The sequence below is a fragment of the Pseudoalteromonas sp. DY56-GL79 genome (genome assembly GCF_041414765.1).
GTDB classification, from domain to species: Bacteria; Pseudomonadota; Gammaproteobacteria; order Enterobacterales; family Alteromonadaceae; genus Pseudoalteromonas; species Pseudoalteromonas piscicida.
In genome coordinates, this window is sequence record NZ_JANHZS010000003.1 from 1 (window position 1) to 24,705 (window position 24,705).

The following is a 24,705-nucleotide window of genomic DNA, read 5'->3' on the forward strand; positions in this document are numbered from 1 at the left end:
CAGCCTGCTGTAGTATTCAATGAATTACGTAAAGCAGCTTAATTTAGCGAGTGGTGCACTTCGGAGTTGAATTCGCGGTTTTTATATGGCGCTAATTATAACTGCATGGGATTTATTATCCGTAGTGGCAAAAGAACAAGGAGCTTGTGCAAAAGTTACGCTCATAGCTTACTGTAAACAGCACTGGATACAGTTACCACTTATGCTAGCGTTTGCTTGTATAGGTATTGCCGGGCTACACCTTGAATACCCACTACTTACTCTTTTTAATATTGTATTCAGTCTGTTATTGGCTGTCCATGTTATTAAAGTTGTGTATAAAATAAGAAATACGTCCGCTATTGACGCGATAAAGGAGAGATTAAAAACCAAGTCGAGGTTTATTTTTTCCGTTAACCTGCTACTCATTGTTGTTATGTGTGCCATACCATTTCTAACAATGTCTTTAGGAACGTGGGCTGCTAGTTATATGGTTATTTTTAACTGCTACATACAGTTCTTAAACCATATTATTAGTGAGAATATTTTTGCGCCTGATTAAACTAGTTTAGAGTTCTCGCAATAACCTATTTAGATAAAAGTCAATCAGTGGTTAAATACTGATTGACTTTTTACACCCCGAGCAACAATCTCCTATCTAGATCCACATTAGCATGGCTGTATTTATTGTCTGCTTCATATTAAGTGATTATTTAAATAAACCTGTACTACTGTATCTTGGTTTTTATATTGCTCTGTACGACGCACTTTATCAACTTGCTACGCAGCTTAACAATACCCAAGCGGAAAAAGCCAATATGAAGCATTTGGATACATTCCAATATTTATTCTGCTATTGGTTAGTATTGTTACTCTCTCATCTCCTTCAATGCTTATTACCGGCATCAATCTTGCCGTAGTTAGTATCATCATTTATCAGCTGGTACGAATTCTTAGCGCTAGAATCAAGCTGTCTAAAAGAAACATAGTAAAGACCTTGAAACGCAACAAAACAGCGCTTTTGATACTACTACTATTAACAACAGTATTTCGATTTTTCTTTGACTCGGAAGGCTTAGCAATCACTGCTTCCTTCTATTAGCTACTTTAGCAGTTTTTGATAATTGTAAAGACGTAATCAATGGTGAAAGCTAGCTTCAAAATGACTCAACAAAAACGCCCTTATCGTGAACGTTTTTTTTTGCGCCAAAAATGATAGAATGCGGCCAATAAATGACGACCTTGGCAGCTCCAGGCTTGAAAGAGCATCTAAGTGGCCAAATAAGGGCGTCAGCAAGTAGTTCGTTGTGAGGATACCGTCGTGGTAAAACCAGTTAAAAATACTAAGTTTGATGAATACTTAGAATTTCCTTGCCCATTTACATTCAAGATTATGGGCCTTGCAAATGTCGATTTGACGGATCAGATCCTAGCTAAACTGCAGGTTATTGCACCGGGTGATTATGCACCAAAGGTTAAACCAAGCAGCAAAGGCACCTATGAAGCCGTATCTCTTGTCGTTACCGTAACCAGCAAAGAGCATATCGAGCAGATTTATACCGAGATCGGTGGCATCGAAGACGTCCGTTACATCCTGTAGTTGGTAAGGACCCCTAATTATGGAATCTCGTAAGTTAATTGTGCGCCAACTCGGCCTTTGTAGTTACGAGCCAATTTGGCACAAAATGCAATCTTTTACCGATGAGCGTGATGACACCACTGCGGATGAAATCTGGCTGGTGGAACATGAACCTGTTTTTACACAAGGTCAAGCAGGTAAAGAAGAGCATGTATTGGCGCCGGGCGACATTCCCGTCGTAAAAGTGGATCGCGGTGGTCAAGTTACCTACCATGGCCCTGGGCAACAAATGCTTTATGTTCTGCTCAACTTACGACGATTGAAAATAGGGGTACGTGAACTCGTCACTTGGCTAGAAGAAAGTATAATCGACTCCCTAAAAGAATATGGGATAGAGGCTTATGCTAAAGCCGATGCACCGGGTGTATACGTCAACGATAGCAAGATAGCATCTCTTGGACTCAGAGTCCGCCGTGGCTGCTCGTTTCATGGTCTCGCACTCAACGTTAATATGGACCTTGGTCCATTTTTACGAATAAACCCTTGTGGTTATGCGGGCATGAATATGGTGCAAAGTAGCGAAATTAATGGACCTCAAACCGTCGCTGATGCGGGGGCTGGTCTGGTAAAACACATGCTAAAACGCATTAATGCTGAGCATGTCGAATACACTGAAGGGTTTGAAAACGTATGAGTAAACCAGTCAAAATGGAGCCAGGGGTAAAGCTCCGCGATGCTGAAAAAATGGCATTGATCCCAGTTAAAGTCATGCCAACAGAACGCGAAGAAATGCTGAGAAAGCCTGAGTGGTTAAAGATCCGTTTGCCAAAATCAAGTGAACGTATCGATGGCATTAAACAAGCAATGCGAAAGCACGGCTTGCACTCTGTTTGTGAAGAAGCATCTTGCCCTAACCTTTCTGAGTGCTTTAATCACGGTACAGCAACCTTTATGATTTTAGGTGCAATTTGTACTCGCCGCTGTCCATTCTGCGATGTGGCCCACGGTCGTCCATTAAAACCTGACGCCCAAGAGCCGGAAAAGCTTGCACTTACCATCAAAGACATGAAGTTAAGCTACGTTGTTATTACCTCTGTTGACCGTGATGATTTGCGCGACGGTGGTGCGCAGCACTTTGCCGACTGTATTCGTGAGATCCGTAAGCACAACCCAGGTATTACAATCGAAATTCTTGTGCCTGATTTCCGTGGTCGTATGGATAGAGCTTTAGAGATCTTAAGTGAAACACCACCAGATGTATTCAACCACAACCTTGAAACTGCACCGAGACTTTACAAGCTAGCGCGTCCAGGCGCCGATTATAAGTGGTCGCTCGAATTACTACGCCGCTTTAAAGAAGCGCATCCAGAAGTAAGAACTAAATCAGGCCTGATGGTTGGACTAGGCGAAGAAATCTCTGAAATTGAAGAAGTCTTAAGAGACTTGCGCGAGCATAGCGTAGATATGCTTACCGTAGGCCAGTATCTGCAACCTTCAAAGCACCACTTGCCAGTCAAGCGCTACGTGCCACCGGTTGAGTTTGATGGGCTAAAAGAATATGCCGACGAAATAGGCTTTAGCCATGCAGCTTGCGGACCATTTGTACGCTCTAGCTACCATGCAGATCAGCAAGCCGCCGGTAAAGAAGTAAAATAGCTTCTGCTCCGAACTTAAGTTCAAGTAACACGGATATTGCTCCTAGTCGTAAATAGGAGCAATTTCCGCTCTCCCTCTACGCATTCATGTAAATTCAATGTAAAATAGCCAAAATTCCCTTAATTTACACCCTTGTCTAGCCAGAGAGTTTTAGTGGTAACAAGGCATTAATTATCCCCAGCTCAAGTTACTTAGAATAATAATATGGAATACGGACCAATCAGCTTTTACGCTATTTTTATTGCCGTTGTGGTGCTTGGAGGCAGCTTAGGCGGGCTCTTACAAGCGATGCGTTCAACGTCGTCATATAAGTTTCGCAAACCTAAGTTTAAGAGTGCGAATAGCGCTGCCCCAGAGTATTGGGACTTAGGTGGATTCGGTGTCATTCTAGCCGGTGTGATCTCAGCATTTATGGCAATTGGTGTGCTCACCATGGCGGGCGCTGCTGACTTCAGCCCAGTCAGTAAGTATGCATTTAAATCATATCAAAATGGGGAGCACGACTCCCACCATCAAAACAATGACGAGATACTCATTCCCGTGGCAATGTTTTCATCTGCGCATAACGATAACGCCGTTGAGATCAACCGTATTATCAAAGTGGTCGTAGAGCACAATTTGAAGCGGGAAAATGACTCAATTACCGGTTCTGATAAAGCATTTTGGACTTGGATTAAAATATTTTCATTCTCTATTTTAAGCGGTTTTGGTGGTGTAGGACTCGTTTCTAGCGCCTACAAGCGCTATGTTGGCGAAGATGAATTCAATGACATCCAACAAAAGGTGAAAGAGGAGTATGAAATAGCACGTAAGAATACCGTAGAAATCGCACTCCAACGCGCTAGGGAATTGATTGCAAACACACAATACGATGAAGCAATTAAGGTTTGTGATGACATTCTTACCAACATCCACCCAAACCATGCAAGAGCAATTGGCATAAAAGCCAGAGCACTCAGCCGAGATGGTAAGCTCGCAGAAGCCATCAAGCTGCTAGAAAGCGCACTTTCCATCTCAGATATGAGTGAGTCCGTCAGAGCTCGTATGCATTGGAATATCGCCTGTTACCAGACTCGTATAGATTTTAGCGAAGGCTTACCTGAGGAGCTAGATTGTATGGTCCGGACGCTGGGTGAGATCCGCAGCCATTTGGAGCGCGCAATTGCGCTTGATGAGCATTTAAGATTGAAGCTACCAGACGGTGAAAGTGACCTTATTGTGCTAAAGTCGCTCAGTGCGAGAGGTCAAGATTGGTTTGACAATTTAGTACGAGCGCAATAGACTCTTAGGTAAGTTAGCTTGATACGGTGCATTTTCATGAGAGATGAAGACTTTATATAAAAGTTAAAGGTACAAGCACAAATTCACTGGATGAAAATGCCAGTGAGTAGAATAAGCCGCATATTGGTATGCGGCTTTTTTGTTTTTAACGCATAAATTTTATACGCGAATTGGTATTAGCAGCAAAACGGTTTCATTTCCTCGCTATTCGTTATATCTTGCCTCACCAGATAATAATAATCAGGGGCAAAACGTGCTTAAGAATAAAACTTTGGGCAGCATGCTGATTGTAGCAGGTACTACAATTGGCGCGGGTATGCTCGCCCTCCCTATTGCATCAGCAGGACTCGGCTTTTCTACCGCTATCGCATTATTAGCAATCACATGGTTGTTAATGACCTATACCGCTTTGCTTATGCTGGAAGTACATCAATACGCAGATCAAGACGCAACGCTAAATACACTGGCGAAAAACTTGCTCGGTAAAACGGGCCAATATGTCGCTAACTTTTCTATGGTATTTTTATTCTATGCACTGTGCGCAGCTTATATCGCGGGAGGTGGTGCACAACTTCAAAGCAAACTGGTTAGTGTACTAGGTGACGGGATCACTCCCCAACTCGGCTCAGTATTGCTTGCTGTTATCATAGCAACCATAGTGACATTAGGCACAAGTACCGTCGATAAGCTTAACCAGTTACTATTTACCATTAAAGTTATCGTGCTCGCGAGTTTGTTTTTTATCCTGACTCCCTATGTTCATGGCCAACATCTTATCGATATGCCAGTAGAGCAAGGACTTGTTATTGCGGCAATTCCTGTAATTTTCACTTCATTTGGGTTTCATGGATCAATCCCGTCAATCGTTAAGTACGTGGGCGTAGATATCCGCCAATTACGTAAAGTAATGATGTTTGGTGCTTCCCTCCCGCTTATCATCTATGTATTTTGGCAACTACTAAGTCAAGGTGTTATGGGGCAAGAGAGCTTAATGGCAAGTGAGGGATTGCCTGGTTTTGTCACCAGTATTTCGTCTATCGCACACAACGACAATGTACAATTATTTGTGACGGTTTTTGCAGATCTTGCTCTGGCGACTTCATTCTTAGGTGTAAGCCTTGGGCTATTTGACTTTTTTGCTGATGCCTTTAAAAAGCAAGATACCAAGAAAGACCGTGTAAAAACGGCGTTCATTACCTTTTTACCACCGCTTGGCTTTGCCCTCTTTTATCCAAAGGGCTTTATCATGGCACTGGGATATGCGGCAATTGCGCTCGTGGTGTTAGCGGTATTTCTACCAGTTGCTATGGTATGGAAGCAGAGAAAAGTTAGAGGTAATGATGGATATCAGATTAAAGGTGGTACGCTTGGACTAGGACTTGCCGCCATTTTTGGTGTGATGATCATCACCTCTCAGCTAATGCAAATGGCTGGCCTTATTCCTAGTTTAGGGTAAGCATTATCAAGACGACGTAGGTCTATTAACGGCCTACTTCGATTCTCTCCAGCCCACCGTCTTGCATTCGTTTATGTTTCAATTGAAAATAAGCAACTACAGGTACAAATGCTAAGCATAGAGTAGCAAAGTTAACTATTGGGATAATTGTAACGTAGAGATAAGACGAATAGCTAAGTTCCATTAAATGCCTATCAACTAAGCGGAACATCTGTAAGATTGGTGCAGGTATAATAATGAGCTGAGCAATTACACTCTGCCACATATAAACTTTGTCCTTAATAGCCCAAACAGCAATTATAGCCATAAACACAATATCGTTAAATGCCCAAAATATATAGCGATAAACCAACTCATCGTCTATCGCTCTAATAAAATCACCAGTAAAAGAGCCAATAATATAAAATAAAGCAATCAAAATCGCATAACGAGCGGCTTTTATATCTCTTAAAACTAAACAGACCAACACTGCAATCAGCGATAGTGGAATGCTGTATTGGATATAAAAAAGCCTAACCGACTCCCAAGCCTCTAACATATTTACTCTTCTAATTATTAGTTAAGATAATTTTTTAATGGGTCAAGTAATTATTACAATCGGTTAAGACGGCTTTTTTTCCGCCTCTTCATCACCGCCTTCACCATTACCGCCTGGCAGCCTAAAATTTTGAGGTTTTTTTATTGAAATCATTCTATTTCTCCTTTAAGTAGAACCAAACGAAACAATAGCGAATTCCCTGTAATTTGGCAATAAACTGTAATTAATTTTGCCTCACTTCAATAGGGTCTGACTCTTTAGGTTTACCCTGTAAAATCGAGATTTCAACACGCCTATTGCGGCGTCTATCTGCATCGCTGTCATTGGGAACTAGTGGCCTAGTGTCTGCGTGCCCAACCACGACCATTCTGTTCTTATCAAAACCACGAACGCGCTCCATCACAGTCGCAACAGCGACCGCTCTCGTCGCCGATAAATCCCAGTTATTGGAGTAAAGTTCGTTAGTGACTCTAAAATCGTCTGTGTGACCCGAGACAGTAATTTCACCGGGTACATCTTTGAGTAGTTCTGCAATTTCGGCAATCACTGGTTCAAATTTAGGTTGTAAAAACGCACTACCTGCGGGGAAAGAACCATTCTCTTGGATACGAATAATGATTTGCTGCCCTAGAGACTCAAGCTCAATCGCACCATCCATTATTTGCTTTTCTAACTGCTGCGCAATCTTTTTAACAAGCTCATTAACTTGTTCTTGATCTGCGGATGCGATTGCTTGCGTTGACGCCATTTCTTGAGCTGTACTGGCTGACTCACCACCACGCTTATTGCCCCGCTGCTCTTGCCGACCACCCGCAGACGATTCATCACCAGCCTGAAACTCAAGCATCTGTTGCGTCATTTCTACAGTTTGCTGTTGGATAGTTTCAATTGGTGTTGGCTCTGGCTTACCCGGAGTAAATTCCATCGCGATAACACTGGTACCTTTTGGGATATCCTTTACTTCAATTTTGTTTTGCACACCAAAAGCAAACTTCATCGACCCGGCAATTTGCTTAAACTTCAGCACGTCCATTTCAGAAAATGCCAGTAACAGTACAAAGAAGCACATCAGTAATGACATCAGATCAGCAAATGTCCCCATCCAGGCGGGAAGACCTGGGGGAGGACATTTACATTCATTCTCATCTGACATGGTTATTCCTCAGCCTCAGCGCCACGTTTAGACTCAGGCAAATAATTTTTCAAGATGCCTTCAATGACTTTCGGGTTTTGGCCATCTTGAATACCTAAAATAGCATCTAAGATGAGCCGCTGATTTCGCTCTTCTTCATCTTTACGAAGCTCAAGCTTAACCTGAATTGGGATCGCAACTACGTTAGCTAAGAACGCACCATACAAAGTTGTTAAAAGTGCAACAGCCATGGCAGGCCCGATTGCTTTTGGGTCGTCCATGTTAGACAACATAGCAACTAGGCCGATGAGTGTTCCGATCATACCCATCGCAGGCGCTATATCAGCGAGGGATTTAAATAAACCGGCGCCTAACTGGTGTCTTGAGGACGTTAAAGCAATATCTTTTTGCAGTGTGGCGCGCACAACATCAGCGTCATGGCCATCGACTAACATATCAACGCCTTTACGCATAAATTGGTTGGGAATTTCAGCTTCTTCTAACGCTAAGAAACCACCTTTACGCGCAGAATCAGCAAGCTCAACGGCTTTTTCAATCAGCTCTTCAGGGGTTTCAATCTTAAACATGAAGGCCTTGCCGGCCACTTTACCAATGCCGAAAAATTGTCCAAGCGTAAAGTTAGACAATACGATAAAAATTGAACCACCAAATACGATAACGACGGAAGGCGTGTTATAGAACATAGCGATCTGGCCATCACTACTCAGTACCATCGACATTACAATCAAACCTATGGCACCCAGGATCCCTATTACCGTTGCTAAATCCACATGTCCTCCGGGGGAAGTTATTTGTGATAAATCACGCAGTTATTATTGTTTGAGTTATCGGCAAGTTTCTCTACAACTTAACACTATTATATTAAAAAGTGTTTAAAATGCGAGTTTATAGCAGATCTTGTAATGCCGATACTCCGTCAGATCAAAAAGTCTCTGGTTTTTTTGACCTTGGCGCGCAATCCCCCTAAAATTGCCACACTTTTACTTTACGGGTCAGTGTGACATATGGCGGTAAAAAAACCTGATAATTTGAGCTTTGAAGAGGCCATGCAAGAGTTGGAACAAATCGTTGCAGACATGGAAAACGGTAGCTTACCTCTGGATCAAGCACTTAAACAATTTGAGCGTGGGATAAAGCTCGCAAAAGCTTCAAACCAAAAACTTCAGCAAGCTGAGCAGCAGGTCGCTATTTTAATGGGCGAAGATGAGCAAGCGCAATTACAGCCATTTGAAAACGAAGCCTAATGTCAGCAAAATTACAAGAAAAACTCCTGTCTGCTAAGACGCGTGTAGAAACCACCGTTTTACACTATTTTGATAATGTCCTTGATACTGAAGAAAATATCAAAGCCGCAACGCGCTACAGTATAGAAAATGGTGGTAAACGCTTGCGACCATTCTTGGTGTACTGCACTGGTGAATTGTTTGGTGCGGCTCCAGAAGACTTAGACAAGGCCGCTGCAGCAATAGAATGCGTGCATAGCTATTCGTTGGTGCACGATGATTTACCCGCGATGGATGATGATGAACTTAGGCGCGGCCGTCCAACCTGCCATATTCAATTCGATGAAGCGGCAGCTATCTTAGCTGGCGATGCCTTACAAACTCTGGCGTTTGAGCTGTTAAGTGGGCATCAATTCGCAGTAAGCCACCATGCGCAAATAAAAATGATTTCCGCGCTAGCTAAAGCATCGGGTCTACAAGGCATGGTTGGTGGCCAAGCACTTGATATAGCTGCTACTAATCGTTCAATTTCCATAGACGAACTTGAACGTATTCATAAGCTAAAAACAGGTGCACTGCTAAGCTGTGCTGTGGAGCTTGGGATCTTATGCGGCAACCCAGAGCAAGTTACCGAGCAAGCATGTAATGCAATACGCACTTATGGTCGTGCAATAGGCCTTGCATTCCAAGTCAGAGATGACATTCTTGATGTAGAAGGTGACACTGCGGTGCTTGGTAAGCCACAAGGCTCTGACATAGAACATAATAAGTCTACCTATCCTGCACTTTTAGGCTTAGAGCAAGCAAAAGAAAAAGCCGAACAGTTGATAGATGAAGCACTGGATGCGCTTACGAAAATAGATGGTGACACAGAAATACTTGCAGATTTAGCAAAATACATCATAGATCGAGAATATTAAGCTGACGTATAAAATAACTACGCCAAGCTAAGAAAATATTCACAAGTACTTTGTAAATACTGGCTAACATAATATTATGACCAGTTGGTGACGAATTTTAATAATTATGAAGTGAGCTGCGCGAGTAAGTACTCAGCAAAGACTCACTAGGACTCTGATAAATACCATGAAACTTGATAGTAGCAAGTATCCTTTACTCGCGTTAATTGACGACCCAAGTCAACTTCGTCAATTACCCCAGCATAAGTTATCTGCGTTAAGTGATGAATTACGAGAGTATTTGCTCAACTCAGTCTCTCAAAGCAGCGGTCACTTAGCTTCAGGTCTTGGCACGGTCGAACTGACCGTTGCATTGCATTACGTCTACAACACACCACAGGATAGATTGGTGTGGGACGTAGGTCATCAGGCTTATCCCCATAAGATCCTAACGGGCCGCCGTGACCAGATGCATACTATTCGCCAGAAAGATGGGCTACACCCTTTCCCATATCGAGAGGAAAGTGAATACGATACCTTTAGTGTTGGTCACTCAAGCACCTCGATTTCTGCAGCGCTCGCAATGGCTATTGCCGCTGAAAGAGAGGCAATAGGCCGTAAAACTGTTGCTATTATTGGTGATGGCGCAATGACTGCTGGTATGGCGTTTGAAGCCATGAACCACGCAGGGGATGTTAACCCGGACATGCTCGTGATCTTGAACGACAATGAAATGTCTATCTCTGAAAACGTTGGTGCACTTACAAACCATTTCGCTAAGATCCTCTCTGGTAGCTTCTATACCAATATTCGTGAAGGCAGTAAAAAGCTGTTAGCTGGTGTGCCACCAGTTAAAGAACTTGCTGGCAGAATGGAAGAACATTTAAAAGGGATGATAATCCCAGGCACTTTCTTTGAAGAGCTTGGCTTTAACTATATTGGTCCAATTGATGGACATGATGTTGGCACCCTAGTTGATACGCTGCGTAATATGCGTAACCTAAAGGGGCCACAGTTATTGCATGTTAAAACGCAAAAAGGGAAAGGCTATAAGCCTGCAGAGGCGGATCCTATTGGCTACCACGGTGTACCTAAGTTTGATCCAACCGTGCACAGCTTACCCAAATCAAAACCCAGCGCACCGACCTTTTCAAAAGTATTTGGTGACTGGCTCTGTGATATGGCCGCACAAGATAATAAGCTGATGGCTATTACACCTGCAATGCGTGAAGGTTCTGGCATGGTGCGCTTCTCTAAAGAGTACCCGGCTCAGTATTTTGATGTTGCGATTGCTGAGCAACATGCAGTTACGCTTGGTGCTGGCTTTGCCTGTGAGGGCTTGAATCCTATTGTTGCTATTTATTCAAGCTTTTTACAACGTGCCTATGACCAATTAATTCATGATGTTGCACTACAAAACCTGCCAGTACTTTTTGCTATTGACCGCGCAGGTGTCGTTGGTGCGGATGGAGAAACACACCAAGGGGCTTATGATCTAAGCTTTTTGCGCTGTATTCCAAATATGGTGATCATGGCACCAAGCGACCTTAATGAGTGTCGCCAAATGCTCTATACTGGTCACCGCCTAGATAGGCCAGCTGCGGTAAGATACCCTAGGGGCAGTGCGGGAAGCGCAGAGATTAGTGCAAAAATGAGCGAACTGGAAATTGGTAAGGGCAAGGTAGTAAGAGAAGGTGAAAAGCTGGCTATTTTAAGCTTTGGTACATTGCTTGAAAACGCTCAAGCCGTAGCCGCAGAGCTAAATGCGACACTAGTTGATATGCGCTTTGTAAAACCTTTAGATACCGCACTTATCGAAGAGTTAGTGGTAACTCACGAGCGCTTTGTAACACTTGAAGACAATGCGATTGCTGGTGGTGCAGGTTCAGCTGTGAGCGAATATCTATTAGCCCAAGGCCATCTAAAGCCAATCAAACTACTCGGCCTACCTGATGAGTTTATTAAGCATGGTTCACAAACTGAGATCCACGCCGAACTGGATTTAAACAGCGAAGGAATAAGCCAGCAAATTAAGGCCTGGCTAAATCCATAGTCTTGACTTTGAGCTGTTCTAAAAAAGGCTTCCATTTGGAAGCCTTTTTTATGCTCTTGTCCCATCCTAAACAAGGTTGACAGTTTAAGCGCTAGTGATGAGTATTACCTCATCCACACTCTCACTTCCGCAAGTCCATTGCTTTGCAAAAGTTGTAACTGAGACTCTATGTTCGCGCTTTGCTCAAATTCGAATGCATCCAATTGATCGTCAAAGATGATTGTCGCAGCACCATCACCGCCACGTTGTTTGACCTGATGCAATGCGATATCAGCTAAGTTCACAGATGATTCCCAGCCAATGACCTTACCACCTAGTAGTGGCAACGGATAATATGACCATCCCATCGACACCGTTAATTTAGTCGTTTTACCATTCGGTAAGCGGTAATCCGTTTCAGCAATCGCCTTACATAAGTCGCTGACGTACTCTTCGATATAGTCTCTGCTAAAGTCACGTAGCAGTAATAGGAATTCATCACCGCTCCAACGGACGACATAATCAGAACCTTGCGTTCGTGTATTGAGTAACGTCGCTAATTGCTGCAAACAGCTATCACCGCCAATTGGACCATAAGAATCATTAATTTTGCTAAAATCATCAATGTTCATGATCATCAATACCAAACTCTTATTTTGAGCCTGTAGTGACTGCGCATTGCGCTGATAATGCTCGACATCTTTTGGTAACTGATCAAAGAGGAAGCGACGACTACGTAGCCCCGTCAATTCATCTGAGTGACTTACAAGCTTAAGCTGAGTATTGACCTGATTGAGCTTTTCATTGGCTTTTCTGAGCTCTGTCGTACGCTCTGCTATCAACGCTTCTAGTGCGGCTTGCTTCCTTCTTTCTTGTGCTCTAAATACCCAGAAAATGAGATAGAACATAAATATAAATGCACAAGTGATAAACAGTCTAAAGTAAATCGTTTCATCAAAACGGCGCGGTAACGTAATGGATAAGTTAAGCACCTTCGCCTGCTCCCAATCTTGCCCTTGGCGCTTAACTTCTAAAACAAAGGTGAAGTTGCCTGGTGGTAAATTGGTATAAATTGCTTCGCGGCGAGATTGAGCATCACGCCATTGCGTATCGTGCCCTTTTAGCTTGTATCTAAATTCAATACTATGCGGCGCGTAAAAATCGATTGCAGTATAATTAATGGTTAGATCACGCTCCGATGTATCAAGCTGGATCACTTGATTTAAGGATTCTGTACTAAATACTCTATCGTGGGTAGACAATGACTCTAGTCTTGGCAATAAATCCCCACCACCAAAAAGCTGGACATTTTTAGGGATCTCAACGACACCTTGTAAGCTGGGGTAAAAAATAGCAGACTCGGTTTCAACCACTGCATCATGCCCAAGCCCCGAACAACATTGGCTTGGTCTGCCATCAAGCTGCCTATCGAATGGGCTTATTACTTGTTCAACTTGCAAACTCTCTATAACGTGACCAAATTGCGCAACGGGCATGCGATATACCCCTTTCATTGTGCTCACCCAGATGAGCTGATTGCTCTTGTCATAATGCAGCGAAAATATCGATCCGTAAGGCAATCCATTTGAAGCATCAAGCTGATACCAATCACCCTCTGAGGTACGATAGAATAACCCATCGTTGAGTGAGCCAACTAAAGTCGTCACGGTATCCAAATGCAAAATACTGGTGATATAAGCGGTATCCAATGACGTTTGAGAACCGATTTTTTCGATCCCCTTATCATTGTAACGATAAGCCCCTTTGTTTGTACCAATGAAGCCGTATCTAGGGAAGTCTTCAACAAAAGTGACGAATTGGCTACCGAGAAAGGCATTATAGGCAAACGGCGTTATCCCCTTGTAATCAAGGCGATACAAGCCCCTGCCAGTACCAAACCACATCCCCCCACGATTTGAAGGGCTGAGAGAAAATACCGGATTTTGCCTGAGCTCCCGCTCATTTAACTTTTGCAGTGTGCCATCTTCGTAAATAAGCGCACCACGGTCAGTACCAAGAATGAGCTTTTCACCGATAAATTCTAAGTCGTGTATTACAGAGCGATTTAACTGAGCACTTGTGAGCACAGGTTGATAACTATCATTTAACCCAATAATTCCAAGACCTTCTCTGCTAGCTACCCACAATTGACCATTGGGGCCTTGAGTAATTGCTGAGATAGCTTGATTTGTCCGTTGGCCGATATGATGACGCTCAACCTTACCTGAGTGAGCAAGCCAAAGTCCCTCATTTAAACTAGCAAGCCAGATATTATTATCGTTATCCATAAAAATATCGGCAAACCAGATGCTCTGATCTAGTTGAATTGGCTCAACAGCTTGCCAAATGCCATTATTTTGTCGGTATAACAATCGCCCATAAGTGGAAACCCACAGGCCACCTTCCTTATCGTTAAGAAACTTATATACCGCATTGTTACCCACTTCTTGGTAACGACGTAGTACTTCATCAATATCTAGAAAATAGGCGCCCAGCTCTGATGCTAAGAACAACTTACCATCGACCCAAGCTAAGTCATGTATGATGGTTTGTGCTAACTGTTCAGGTAATGACACTTTACTTGCCAATTCAAGCCGAACCCCATCGCCAGTGCGATTGCTTGATTCGCTGATTTTAAGTAAGTGACGCTCATTTACCAACCAAATACCATCTGGCACCAGCGCCATTTTAGTCACGGAACCTACAATTTGATTGATTTGGGTAACATCTAACGTACTTTGTTCGATGTTATTGGCGGCTAACGTCAGCTTTTTCGCAGAAACATAATACAGACCATTTGCAGCAATCCAGATCCCGCCATCTTCATCTTGCAAGATATCCCGTACGGGCCCCTGCAGGTCGAAACGCCGAGCTTCTAAGGTTTGGGGATTAAGTCTTAGCAATCCTCGACGCGTGCCAACCCAGAGCATGCCAAATCGGTCTACCACCAATTTATTAATGGCATTGCTATTTAAAAATTCGGTATTTTGGGTGTTGAAGTTTTGGAATTGATGACCATCAAACCGACTTAAGCCAAACTGAGTTCCGAGCCAAATGTAGCCCTGATTGTCTTGAACGACACTCTTAACGCTTTGTGACGGTAATCCACTTTGGATATTCCACTGTTTAACTACGTAATCATCTATCGCCGCAAAACTCGTAATTGGTAGCAGCAAAGTGAAAATGAAAAACAATAGCCTTGTCATCTCGATTCCATCACATCAGCACAGTTAGACTAAAATGCCAGTTTTAAACAAAGCTTGCACGCAAATCAATGAAAAAATGCCAGCTAATACATCATCTAGCATAATCCCCGAGCCACCGTGCAAACGTTTATCGAGCCATCTAATCGGACCCGGTTTCAAAATATCGAAAAAGCGGAACAAAATAAAGCCAACGATTAATGACTGCCAGCTAAGTGCCGCCCCTATCATGGTAATATAAAAGCCTGCCACTTCATCCCAGACAATGGCTGGATGGTCATGAACATTAACATCGTCTGCTGTTTTACCACACACCCAGATCCCAAATAACGTCATGACAATCGCAACAAGACATTGCAGCCACATTGGTGCACCTTGGGTTGCAAAAATAAACGGTAATGCAGCGAAGGTACCAAAAGTACCAGGTGCTTTTTTCGCTAAACCAAGACCAAACCCGAGTGCAAAGAGTTGATGCGGCTTCTTTAAATTAAATACATACTGCTTAGCCAAACCAACTCCTAGCTAAAATGCTCAAAACCAAGCCCTGCGAGCTGGTAAGGTTGACCTTTTTTGAGCAATTGAATTTCGCCATTATTAGCCGTAATTTGGCCAATGCAAACTGGCTCAACACCATACTGCTTCAATCTGGTTTCCACGGCATTTTTGTTATTATCATTGACCGTGAAAAGTAACTCGTAGTCATCACCAAAACCGAGCGCGAGCCGCATACGTGCATCTTCATCAAGACTTGAGCGCAGCGCATCAGATTGTGGGACTTTATCGGCATTTATCTTAGCGCCAACTAACGAGCTACGTAAAATATGTTTAAGATCCGCCAGTAAACCGTCTGAGATATCGATTGCTGAGGTAGCAAGGCCTCTGAGTACTTGACCCGCAGCAACTCGTGGCGCTGGATAGTGAAACTTTTCAAGCGCTGCTTTGTAGTGTTTTGGCTCAAGCGTCCAGCCTTGCTTTCGCGCTTCAATAGCGAGCCCTGCGTCACCAAGCGGACCTGTTACATAAATCCAATCACCCACTCGCGCACCTGAGCGCTTGAGTGCTTTACCAGTTGGTACAATACCTTTTGCACATACAGTGATAGTCAATGGACCTTGCGTTGTATCGCCACCTATTACTTGTACGTTATAGTACTCAGCGATTTCATGCATCCCCTCAGTAAAGGCCTCTAACCACTCTAAATCAGCGCTAGGTAACGTTAAACCAAGCGACACCCAAGTAGGTTCCGCCCCCATTGCAGCTAAGTCGCTAAGGTTTACCGCGATCACACGGTGACCAAGTGCCCGAGGTGGAATATCTTCAAAAAAATGCACACCCGCAACTAGCGTATCCGTTGTTACCGCAAGCTGATTGCCAGCAGGAACTGAAACTAAGGCGCAGTCATCACCGATCCCAAGCTCTACATCTCGACGAATAATGCCACGGCCTTTAAAGTAGTGATTGATTAGCTCAAATTCTTTCATACACAAAAAAGCCGGCCAAGGCCGGCTATTCCTATAGTAAAGCTTATTTGCGAATAAACTTAACCGCTTTGTCTAGTACACCGTTAACGAATTTGTGGCTTTCTTCAGCGCCAAACATTTTCGCTAACTCAATACCTTCGTTGATAGCCACTTTGTATGGCACATCTTCACGGAATTTAAGCTCATAAGCACTAACACGTAACACGGCAAGCTCAACCATATCCAATTCTTCAAGTGGACGAGCTAAATGCGGACGAATTGCTTCGTCTAGCTGCTTTTGGTTAACAACAACACCACGCGCTAAGTCTTTGAAGTATTCCACATCGACTTTCGTTACGTCGTTTTCGATCAGCATTTGCTGTTCGATATCGGCAATTGGGTTACCACTTAGCTGCCAAGAATAAATAGCTTGTAAAGCAAGTACACGTGCTTTGCGTCTAGCTGCTGGTTTCACTGAGATTCCTCTTAAATTTGCTCTAGCACGTTCACCATTTCTAGAGCTCCAAGGGCGGCTTCTCCCCCTTTGTTGCCCATTTTAGTGCCCGCGCGCTCGATAGCTTGCTCAATGCTTTCAGTAGTAAGTACACCAAAAGCAACAGGGATGTCATAATCTAATGAAACGCTAGCTAAGCCTTTGTTAGACTCGTTAGCAACTAAATCGAAGTGTGGTGTACCACCACGAATAATCACACCTAGCGCAATAATCGCGTCGTGCTCTTTTTTCATCGCAACGCGTTTTGCTGCTAGTGGTAGTTCAACCGCTCCCGGTACATATACAACCGTGATGTCTTCATCGCTAACACCACCGGTACGTTTTAATTCATCTACAGCGCCTTCAAGTAAGCTGCTACCGATAAAATCGTTAAAACGTGAAATGACAATGGCAAATTTTTTGCCAGGAGCGTATTTATTACCTTCGATTACTTTCATTAGATGTTCCTAATCTGTATGAGCAATTGCCAAATTGAGGCGCATGATAGCACAGTAATGTGGCAATCGCCTACTATCAGAATATAGGCGATTGCGATCAATTTGGCATTTTGGAATTATTTTGGTTCGACGTATTCAACCACTTCTAAGTGGAAACCAGACAGTGCATGATATTTTTTCGGTAGACTCATTAGGCGCATTTTCTGAATGCCTAAATCAGCCAAAATTTGCGACCCCACACCTACGGTGCGCGAAGTACCTTGGAATTTACGGTAGTTCACCTGTTCGCCCGCATCTTCCGCAGCAAACGCCTTAACTAGCGCTTCCATTTCTTCGCTGTGTTCTTGCTTACCAAGAATGACTAATACACCTTCGTTGTCAGCGATGTGCTTCATGGCACTTTGCAGCGTCCAGCTTCTATCCGCACTGCGATCTGAATGAAGAATATCGTTAAACGTGCTTTGCAAATGCACACGCACTAAATTGGCTTCTTCCGATTTGATCTCGCCCTTAACCATCGCATAGTGAAGTTGATTATCAATGGTGTCTTTGTACGTTACCAGATTAAACTCACCGAACTCAGTAGGCAGTTTACACTCTGCTACTTTTTCGATAGTGGTTTCGTTTAAGTTACGATACTCAATTAAATCAGCGATGGTGCCAATTTTAATATCGTGTTCTTTTGCAAATACTTCTAGTTGGGGGCGACGTGCCATAGTGCCATCTGGATTGAGAATTTCAACAATCACAGATGCAGGTTCCAATCCCGCCAAACGTGCTAAATCACATCCAGCTTCAGTATGACCTGCACGCGTTAAAACGCCGCCTGGTTGCGCCATGATTGGGAAGATATGACCAGGTTGTACAATATCTTCAGGCACTGCACCTTTGGCAACTGCAGCTTGCACTGTACGAGCACGATCTGCCGCTGAAATCCCAGTAGTTACGCCTTTCGCAGCTTCAATAGACAAAGTAAAGTTGGTAGAGAACTGAGCGCCATTGGTTTTCACCATTAGTGGCAAGTTCAGCTGCTCACAGCGCTCCTGTGTCATGGTTAAACAGATTAACCCGCGACCATATGTTGCCATGAAATTAATTGCATCTGGTGTAATGTGCTCTGCTGCAATGATCAGATCACCTTCATTTTCTCGGTCTTCATCATCCATCAAAATAACCATTTTACCGGCTTTAATGTCCGCGATGATTTCCTCAGCACTATTTAAACTCATAGTTTTCCCATTTTTACTTTGTCTATGGCTACTTTATAAAGCCAGCTTTCGCCAATAGACTGGTTGTGAGAGTGGACTCGCTGGCAGCGCTTGGCTCACCCTGAATTAGTCTTTCGAGGTAGCGGGCGATTTGGTCGACCTCTAGGTTTAGTTTTGACCCGACTTGAAAACCTGCAATCGTCGTTTCTTGCGCCGTGTGTGGCACTATGGTCAATTTAAAGCGGTTTTGTTCCACGGCATTGACCGTCAAACTGATACCATCAATGGCAACCGAACCTTTATACGGAATATACTTCATTAGCGATGACGGCGCGGCTAACCAATAGTCAGTCGCTCTGGCATTAGCGATTATCTCAACCACTTCAGCAATACCATCCACATGGCCAGAAACCAAATGACCACCTAGGCGTGAAATCGGCTGCAGTGCCTTTTCAAGATTGACCTTTTGGCCTTGTTGGTACTCGGCAAAACGCGTCAAACTTAAGGTTTCGTTAGAAACATCGGCTTTGAAGCCATCATGAAACTTCTCAGTTACGGTCAGGCAGACCCCGTTAGTGGCAATGCTATCACCCAAGTTTACATCGCTCATATCAAGAGATGTCGTGGTCACACGAACAATTAAATCGCCGCCCTTGAGCTGCAATTGAGTTAATGTTCCTGTTGCTTCGATAATACCTGTAAACATTTTACTTCTCTTTAGTCGCGATAAGTTTGAGATCAGGCCCCACTTGGCAAACGTCGCCAAACACTAACTCTGGTATTTGCGACATGGCACTCAGTGGTGTGGTGTTAAACAGCCCTTTTCCAGCGCCAATTATTTTCGGTGCCAAATAGATGATATATTCATCAATTAGCCCTTGTTCATGCATTACCCCCGCAAGGGTGGCGCCAGCCTCAAGCCAAACATAATTACAGTGCTTTTCAGCCAGCTTGTTGAGCACGGCTTTTAGGTCGAGCTTACCGTTGATTTCAGGCACGACAATTTGCTCTACGAAATGAGGCCATTGCGCTGAATTATCAATAGTACGGCGAAAAATAATCACTGGAGATGCAATTTTAAATAGCGCAAGATCTGGTGTCAGACGATTTTGTGAGTCAATAATCGCACGTATCGGCTGGCGTAGCTCAGGTTGAGGATAATCGGTGTCTTGCAAAAACTCTTCACGAACATTGAGTCTTGCATTGTCTACCATAACCGTATCCGCTCCGGTCAAGACCACGCAGCTTTGCGCACGGTGGCGCTGTACATCTAAGCGCGCTGCCGCTGAGGTGATCCACTTGCTCTGGCCATTGTTTAATGCGGTTTTACCATCAACAGAAGCGGCAAGCTTACAGGTCACGAACGGCAACCCATACTCCATTCGCTTCAAGAAACCAGTATTTAGCGCCCTTGCTTGTGGCTCTAGCAAACCAAAAGCCGTTGCAATTCCCGCGGCCTCTAACATTGCCAATCCGCGCCCTGCAACTTGTGGGTTAGGATCAACCATAGCTGCAACCACTCTGCTGACGCCTGCGTCAATCAGACCTTTAGCACACGGCGGCGTTCTGCCATAGTGACTACATGGCTCAAGCGTTACATAGGCAGTCGCACCAGCGGCTTTAGCTCCAGCTTGCTTAAGCGCATGCACTTCAGCATGGCCTTCACCTGCTTTTAAGTGCGCGCCTTCGCCGACGATTTCACCGTCTTTTACGATCACACAGCCGACGTTTGGATTGGGTGTTGTGGTGTATTTACCGCGCTTTGCAAGCGTGATGGCACGGCTCATGTAATCATGATCTTGCGCTGTGAACTGGCTCAATCCCCCAACCTCGCAATTTCTTCACCAAACTCACGAATATCTTCGAAAGAGCGATATACCGAAGCAAATCGCACATAAGCCACTTTATCGAGCTTTTTGAGGGCTTCCATAATACATTCGCCAATCATGTCGCTTGGTACTTCACGTTCGCCCGTACCACGAATTTGAGATTTAATCTGGTGTACCACTTCTTCTATTTGTTCTGTGCTGACGGGGCGCTTTTCCAGCGCTCGGTGCATGCCATTAAGTAACTTATCTTCATTGAAAGGCTCTCTGGTTCCATCTTGCTTTATTACGCGCGGCATTAAGAGCTCTGCACCTTCAAAAGTGGTAAAGCGTTCGTGGCATAAAATACACTCACGACGGCGACGGACTTGGTGGCCGGAAGCAACCAAACGTGAATCTATCACTTTGGTATCTTTGGCTGTACAGAATGGACAATGCATAGACGCTCTCGTTGACTCAAAAACAAAAAAGGCCGCTTGAATGCGGCCTTAATCATAACAAAAAACTGCTTTTTTGTGAGCGAAATTATGCGTAAACAGGTAATTTAGCGCAAATTGCTTTTACTTTTTCTTTCACTTGTGCCTGTACAGACTCATCATTGATGTTGTCTAGTACGTCACAGATCCAGCCAGCAAGCTCTTTCGACTCAGCCTCTTTAAAGCCACGGCGAGTGATCGCAGGAGAACCGATACGTAGACCAGAAGTAACGAACGGTGAACGAGGGTCGTTTGGTACAGAGTTTTTGTTTACTGTGATATTTGCACGGCCAAGCGCTGCATCCGCATCTTTACCTGTGATGTCTTTATCAATCAGGTCAAGTAGGAATAGGTGGTTTTCAGTTTTGCCAGAAACCACTTTATAACCACGCTCCTGAAGTACCGCAACCATAGCTTGTGCATTTTTAACCACTTGCTCTTGGTATGACTTGAACTCTGGTTGTAGTGCCTCTTTGAACGCAACCGCTTTCGCAGCGATAACGTGACATAGAGGACCACCTTGACCACCAGGGAATACAGCAGAGTTTAGCTTTTTGTAGATTTCTTCATCATCACAAGCAGAGATGATAAGACCACCACGAGGACCCGCTAGCGTTTTGTGCGTTGTTGTTGTTACAACGTGTGCATGAGGCACTGGGCTTGGGTAAATACCAGCGGCAACAAGACCTGCAACGTGCGCCATATCAACAAGTAGGTAAGCGCCTACTTTATCAGCGATTTCGCGGAACTTAGCCCAGTCAACGATACCTGAGTACGCAGAGAAACCACCGATGATCATTTTTGGCTTGTGCTCAAGTGCTAACGCTTCAACTTGCGCGTAATCGATTTCGCCAGTTTCTTCGTTTAGACCGTACTGGATAGCATTGTAAGTTTTACCAGAGAAGTTTACGTGTGAACCGTGCGTTAGGTGACCACCGTGAGCAAGGCTCATACCTAGCACAGTATCATGTGGCTGAAGTAGCGCCTGGAATACCGCCGCGTTTGCTTGTGAGCCAGCGTGAGGCTGAACGTTTGCGTAAGTCGAACCAAATAGCGCATTGGCACGGTCAATCGCGAGTTGCTCAACCACATCAACGTGCTCACAACCACCGTAATAACGCTTACCTGGGTAACCTTCAGCATACTTGTTTGTTAGCTGAGAACCCTGCGCTTCAAGTACTCGTGGGCTACAGTAGTTCTCAGAAGCGATAAGCTCGATGTGCTCTTCTTGACGTGAAGTTTCTGCTTCAATCGCTGCAAATAGTTCTGGGTCAAAATCTGCAATATTCATGTTACGTTCTAACATGGTTTCTCCTAGGTAAACGTAAGGGTATTTTTAAAGACAATCTAGCATCACAAGATAACCAGTTTGCCTATGAAATCAGCATGGGCATATTTAAGCAGGGATTGAATTTATTTCACACCCCTATCGCGATGATATTTTTTTATTTAAACATTAATATTTTAAATAAGACAACCTAAGTTGTATTTGAAAAGCTAATATAGTCTTGAAATTGACCTTATCTGAGTGGGCGTTCTACCCACTCAGACAGGCTCTCTGATTTAGTTGAGTTTTGCTAACATTGCTGCCTTCAAAGCATCATAATCTGCACTAAGCGGCTCTGCCAAACATGGTTTTTGCAATGCATCGACCAACTGTTTTGGCATGTCAAGCTTCTGATTTAAAACACCTTCTACAGATTCCTTAAACTTCGCAGGATGCGCAGTGGCAAGGAAAATTCCGGTTTCATCCGCTTGAGAGTCCAGCGCTAATCCTTCGTAGGCTATCGCAGTATGTGGCTCAGCCAAGTAACCTTTATCATGTAATTCTTGCATTACTGTCTGAGTTCGCGCTTCCGTCACCGAACGTGAATAAAAGTCATGTTTGTTAAAATCCCCTCTTTCTAGCATGATTTCAACTCGAGGCCAGTTATTAGGTTTACTCACGTCCATCGCATTAGAGAGTGACTCCAAAGTGTAGTTTGGTTGCCACTCACCCGAGGCAATATAACGGGGTACAGTATCATTTTGGTTTGTCGTGGCACTTAACTTGGCAATCGGCAGTCCAATCGCGGCCGCAATCATCGCCGCACAGACATTACCGAAGTTACCACTTGGCACTGAAACATGCACTTTATCACGCTGCGACTTAGGTAATTGCGCTAGCGCTTCAAAGTAATAACACACTTGCGCCACTAAACGACTGATGTTGATGGAGTTTGCCGAATTAAGACCAAGCTTTTGCTTTACTTCGTCATCAAGGAATGCAGACTTTACCATCGCTTGGCAGTCATCAAAGCTGCCATCTACAGCATAACAATGAATGTTTTTCCCAAGTGTTGTAAACAGCTTTTGTTGGGCAAGCGAAATTTTGCCATGAGGGTAAAGGATCACCACATCGACATTTTCTTTTTCGTAAAAGGCATGGGCAACGGCGGCGCCAGTATCGCCACTTGTTGCCGTGAGGATAGTCACGCGCTCACCTTGATTAAACATGCTAATGCATTCAGCCATAAAGCGGCCGCCAAAGTCCTTAAACGCCAGTGTTGGTCCATGAAAAAGCTCTAAACAATGCTGATTTTTAGCAACTTCGACTAACTTAGCTGGGAAATTAAAGGCGCGTTTTACCATTGCATCGAGCGTATCTTGTGGTAGTTCATCACCAATAAGGTGATGTAATACCTTGGCACTACGCTCAGCAAAAGGTAATTCAAGTAGTGCATCAACATCCGCAATACGCTCAAATGTAGGAGGAAAAAAAACCCCTTGGTTACGACCTAAACCGATTTTTACCGCTTCAACGAATGAGACTATCTGCTGTTCGTCTTTTAAATTCACTAATTTCATTACTTTTGATCCTTTAATTCTCTTGTGCCAAGCATATCTAATCGGCAAACATGGCTAAAACCCGCTTCATTAATGTAATTTTGTTGCAACCATTGCTGCACTGCATTTGCCTGTTGCTCTGACTTACAAATAGCAAATAATGTGGGCCCTGCCCCTGAAATACTCACCAGCTCAGCACCTAGGGCTGGTAGCGCGTCTTTTGCCTCACTAAAGCCGGCAATGAGTGGCGCTCTCGCTTCCTCGGCAATGCTGTCTTTCATCATCGACAGTGCTTTGTCAAATTGACCTGACTGCATCAATAAACAAAAGCCCGACAATCGCTGGGCAAATTCCACCGTATCATGCAAAGAAAATTGCTGTGGTAGTGCTTGCCTTGCTTTCGCTGTATTCAAGGCAAAGCCAGGATATGCAATAACATAAAACCAGCTCTCATCATGCGCAACACTGATTGCTTTACTTGGAATGCAGTCTGCCGTCAGTTGTAGTCCACCAAGGTAGCATGGCGTGATGTTGTCATAGTGACGACCGCCACTGACCTTAGCTTCAAAGTCGGCCATCAATTCAATGAGTGCCTCTTGACTTAATTGCGTATTGGCAAAATCATTGAGTGCAGCAAAAGCGGCAACCACAGAGCAAGCGCTAGAGCCTAAACCAGAACCAACAGGAAGGCCTTTATATAAGGTCATAGCAACTGCTGGCATGTTTGGTGCAACATGCAGTTTGAAGTGCTGTAAACACTGAAACGCCAAATTGTCTTTAGGATCGGAGGAGAGCTTTTCTGCATATGGACCAATACAATTGAACGTATCACGCTCTGCGGCTTCAACACTGACCTGATCGCCCAATAAACTGCCATCAATAGGCTGGATTGCGGCGCCAAGGGCGTCAAAGCCAACACAAAAATTGCCCATTGACGCTGGTGCATAAAACGTTTTCAT

General features: G+C 44.0%; 23 protein-coding genes. 8 read left to right on the forward strand and 15 right to left on the reverse strand.

What is annotated here, in order from left to right:
• Positions 1-1,300: 1,300 nt before the first annotated feature.
• The 5 genes from ybeD (at position 1,301) to NO992_RS02565 (ending at position 5,951) form a co-directional block, all read left to right on the forward strand.
• Positions 1,301-1,579, forward strand: coding sequence for a DUF493 family protein YbeD (gene ybeD / locus NO992_RS02545; RefSeq protein WP_010372058.1), 279 nt, complete (start codon positions 1,301-1,303; stop codon positions 1,577-1,579).
• A gap of 19 nt (positions 1,580-1,598) precedes the next feature.
• The gene (lipB, locus tag NO992_RS02550) at positions 1,599-2,252 is read left to right on the forward strand and encodes a lipoyl(octanoyl) transferase LipB (protein WP_010372061.1); all 654 of its coding nucleotides are present in this window, start codon (positions 1,599-1,601) and stop codon (positions 2,250-2,252) included.
• Positions 2,249-3,214: a lipoyl synthase gene (lipA, locus tag NO992_RS02555; RefSeq protein WP_371374098.1), complete on the forward strand. Its 966-nt coding sequence runs from the start codon at positions 2,249-2,251 to the stop codon at positions 3,212-3,214. Before lipB ends, lipA begins: the two co-directional genes overlap by 4 nt.
• A 204-nt stretch (positions 3,215-3,418) precedes the next feature.
• A complete protein-coding gene (locus tag NO992_RS02560) occupies positions 3,419-4,495 on the forward strand; it encodes a lipopolysaccharide assembly protein LapB (protein WP_017216359.1) in 1,077 nt (358 codons plus the stop codon).
• Positions 4,496-4,748: 253 nt separating this feature from the next.
• Complete coding sequence (locus NO992_RS02565; protein ID WP_371374101.1) at positions 4,749-5,951, forward strand: aromatic amino acid transport family protein; 1,203 nt, start codon at positions 4,749-4,751, stop codon at positions 5,949-5,951.
• Between the two features lie 25 nt (positions 5,952-5,976).
• Here the strand turns inward: NO992_RS02565 and NO992_RS02570 are convergent, their stop codons facing one another.
• The 3 genes from NO992_RS02570 to pomA all read right to left on the reverse strand — a co-directional run bounded on the left by NO992_RS02570 (position 5,977) and on the right by pomA (position 8,412).
• On the reverse strand, positions 5,977-6,489 hold the full coding sequence (locus tag NO992_RS02570) for a hypothetical protein (protein ID WP_222241237.1): 513 nt from the start codon (positions 6,487-6,489) through the stop codon (positions 5,977-5,979).
• A 223-nt stretch (positions 6,490-6,712) separates the two neighbouring features.
• On the reverse strand, positions 6,713-7,642 hold the full coding sequence (locus NO992_RS02575) for a flagellar motor protein MotB (protein ID WP_069022936.1): 930 nt from the start codon (positions 7,640-7,642) through the stop codon (positions 6,713-6,715).
• Positions 7,643-7,644: 2 nt separating this feature from the next.
• The gene (pomA, locus tag NO992_RS02580) at positions 7,645-8,412 is read right to left on the reverse strand and encodes a flagellar motor protein PomA (protein WP_069022938.1); all 768 of its coding nucleotides are present in this window, start codon (positions 8,410-8,412) and stop codon (positions 7,645-7,647) included.
• A gap of 234 nt (positions 8,413-8,646) precedes the next feature.
• Between pomA and xseB the strand changes: the two genes are divergently transcribed.
• The 3 genes from xseB (at position 8,647) to dxs (ending at position 11,817) form a co-directional block, all read left to right on the forward strand.
• Complete coding sequence (gene xseB / locus NO992_RS02585; RefSeq protein WP_010372081.1) at positions 8,647-8,886, forward strand: exodeoxyribonuclease VII small subunit; 240 nt, start codon at positions 8,647-8,649, stop codon at positions 8,884-8,886.
• Positions 8,886-9,785, forward strand: a complete 900-nt coding sequence (ispA, locus tag NO992_RS02590) for a (2E,6E)-farnesyl diphosphate synthase (RefSeq protein ID WP_371374105.1) — start codon at positions 8,886-8,888, stop codon at positions 9,783-9,785. Before xseB ends, ispA begins: the two co-directional genes overlap by 1 nt.
• A gap of 166 nt (positions 9,786-9,951) precedes the next feature.
• Positions 9,952-11,817 carry a 1-deoxy-D-xylulose-5-phosphate synthase gene (dxs, locus tag NO992_RS02595; RefSeq protein ID WP_371374108.1) on the forward strand — a complete coding sequence of 622 codons (1,866 nt, stop codon included), beginning with the start codon at positions 9,952-9,954 and terminating at the stop codon, positions 11,815-11,817.
• 104 nt (positions 11,818-11,921) lie between these two features.
• Here dxs and NO992_RS02600 read toward each other — a convergent pair whose 3' ends face one another.
• The 12 genes from NO992_RS02600 to thrB all read right to left on the reverse strand — a co-directional run bounded on the left by NO992_RS02600 (position 11,922) and on the right by thrB (position 24,705).
• Positions 11,922-15,002 carry a ligand-binding sensor domain-containing diguanylate cyclase gene (locus tag NO992_RS02600; protein ID WP_253105509.1) on the reverse strand — a complete coding sequence of 1,027 codons (3,081 nt, stop codon included), beginning with the start codon at positions 15,000-15,002 and terminating at the stop codon, positions 11,922-11,924.
• Between the two features lie 24 nt (positions 15,003-15,026).
• Positions 15,027-15,509 carry a phosphatidylglycerophosphatase A gene (locus NO992_RS02605; protein ID WP_253105507.1) on the reverse strand — a complete coding sequence of 161 codons (483 nt, stop codon included), beginning with the start codon at positions 15,507-15,509 and terminating at the stop codon, positions 15,027-15,029.
• A gap of 8 nt (positions 15,510-15,517) precedes the next feature.
• Positions 15,518-16,480, reverse strand: a complete 963-nt coding sequence (gene thiL / locus NO992_RS02610) for a thiamine-phosphate kinase (protein ID WP_010372092.1) — start codon at positions 16,478-16,480, stop codon at positions 15,518-15,520.
• A 43-nt stretch (positions 16,481-16,523) separates the two neighbouring features.
• On the reverse strand, positions 16,524-16,934 hold the full coding sequence (nusB, locus tag NO992_RS02615) for a transcription antitermination factor NusB (RefSeq protein WP_010372094.1): 411 nt from the start codon (positions 16,932-16,934) through the stop codon (positions 16,524-16,526).
• A gap of 11 nt (positions 16,935-16,945) precedes the next feature.
• On the reverse strand, positions 16,946-17,410 hold the full coding sequence (ribE, locus tag NO992_RS02620) for a 6,7-dimethyl-8-ribityllumazine synthase (protein WP_010372096.1): 465 nt from the start codon (positions 17,408-17,410) through the stop codon (positions 16,946-16,948).
• 116 nt (positions 17,411-17,526) lie between these two features.
• Positions 17,527-18,639 (reverse strand): bifunctional 3,4-dihydroxy-2-butanone-4-phosphate synthase/GTP cyclohydrolase II, encoded by a 1,113-nt coding sequence (ribBA, locus tag NO992_RS02625; RefSeq protein WP_010372099.1) that lies wholly within the window; start codon positions 18,637-18,639, stop codon positions 17,527-17,529.
• Positions 18,640-18,667: 28 nt separating this feature from the next.
• Positions 18,668-19,324: a riboflavin synthase gene (locus NO992_RS02630; protein WP_371374114.1), complete on the reverse strand. Its 657-nt coding sequence runs from the start codon at positions 19,322-19,324 to the stop codon at positions 18,668-18,670.
• 1 nt (position 19,325) lies between these two features.
• Positions 19,326-20,438 carry a bifunctional diaminohydroxyphosphoribosylaminopyrimidine deaminase/5-amino-6-(5-phosphoribosylamino)uracil reductase RibD gene (ribD, locus tag NO992_RS02635; protein ID WP_371374117.1) on the reverse strand — a complete coding sequence of 371 codons (1,113 nt, stop codon included), beginning with the start codon at positions 20,436-20,438 and terminating at the stop codon, positions 19,326-19,328.
• Positions 20,435-20,884 (reverse strand): transcriptional regulator NrdR, encoded by a 450-nt coding sequence (gene nrdR / locus NO992_RS02640; protein WP_010372109.1) that lies wholly within the window; start codon positions 20,882-20,884, stop codon positions 20,435-20,437. The genes ribD and nrdR overlap by 4 nt, the downstream gene beginning before the upstream one ends.
• Before the next feature lie 85 nt (positions 20,885-20,969).
• Complete coding sequence (gene glyA, locus NO992_RS02645; protein WP_010372111.1) at positions 20,970-22,226, reverse strand: serine hydroxymethyltransferase; 1,257 nt, start codon at positions 22,224-22,226, stop codon at positions 20,970-20,972.
• A 257-nt stretch (positions 22,227-22,483) separates the two neighbouring features.
• Positions 22,484-23,767, reverse strand: coding sequence for a threonine synthase (gene thrC / locus NO992_RS02650; protein WP_371374120.1), 1,284 nt, complete (start codon positions 23,765-23,767; stop codon positions 22,484-22,486).
• A complete protein-coding gene (gene thrB / locus NO992_RS02655) occupies positions 23,767-24,705 on the reverse strand; it encodes a homoserine kinase (RefSeq protein WP_371374123.1) in 939 nt (312 codons plus the stop codon). The genes thrC and thrB overlap by 1 nt, the downstream gene beginning before the upstream one ends.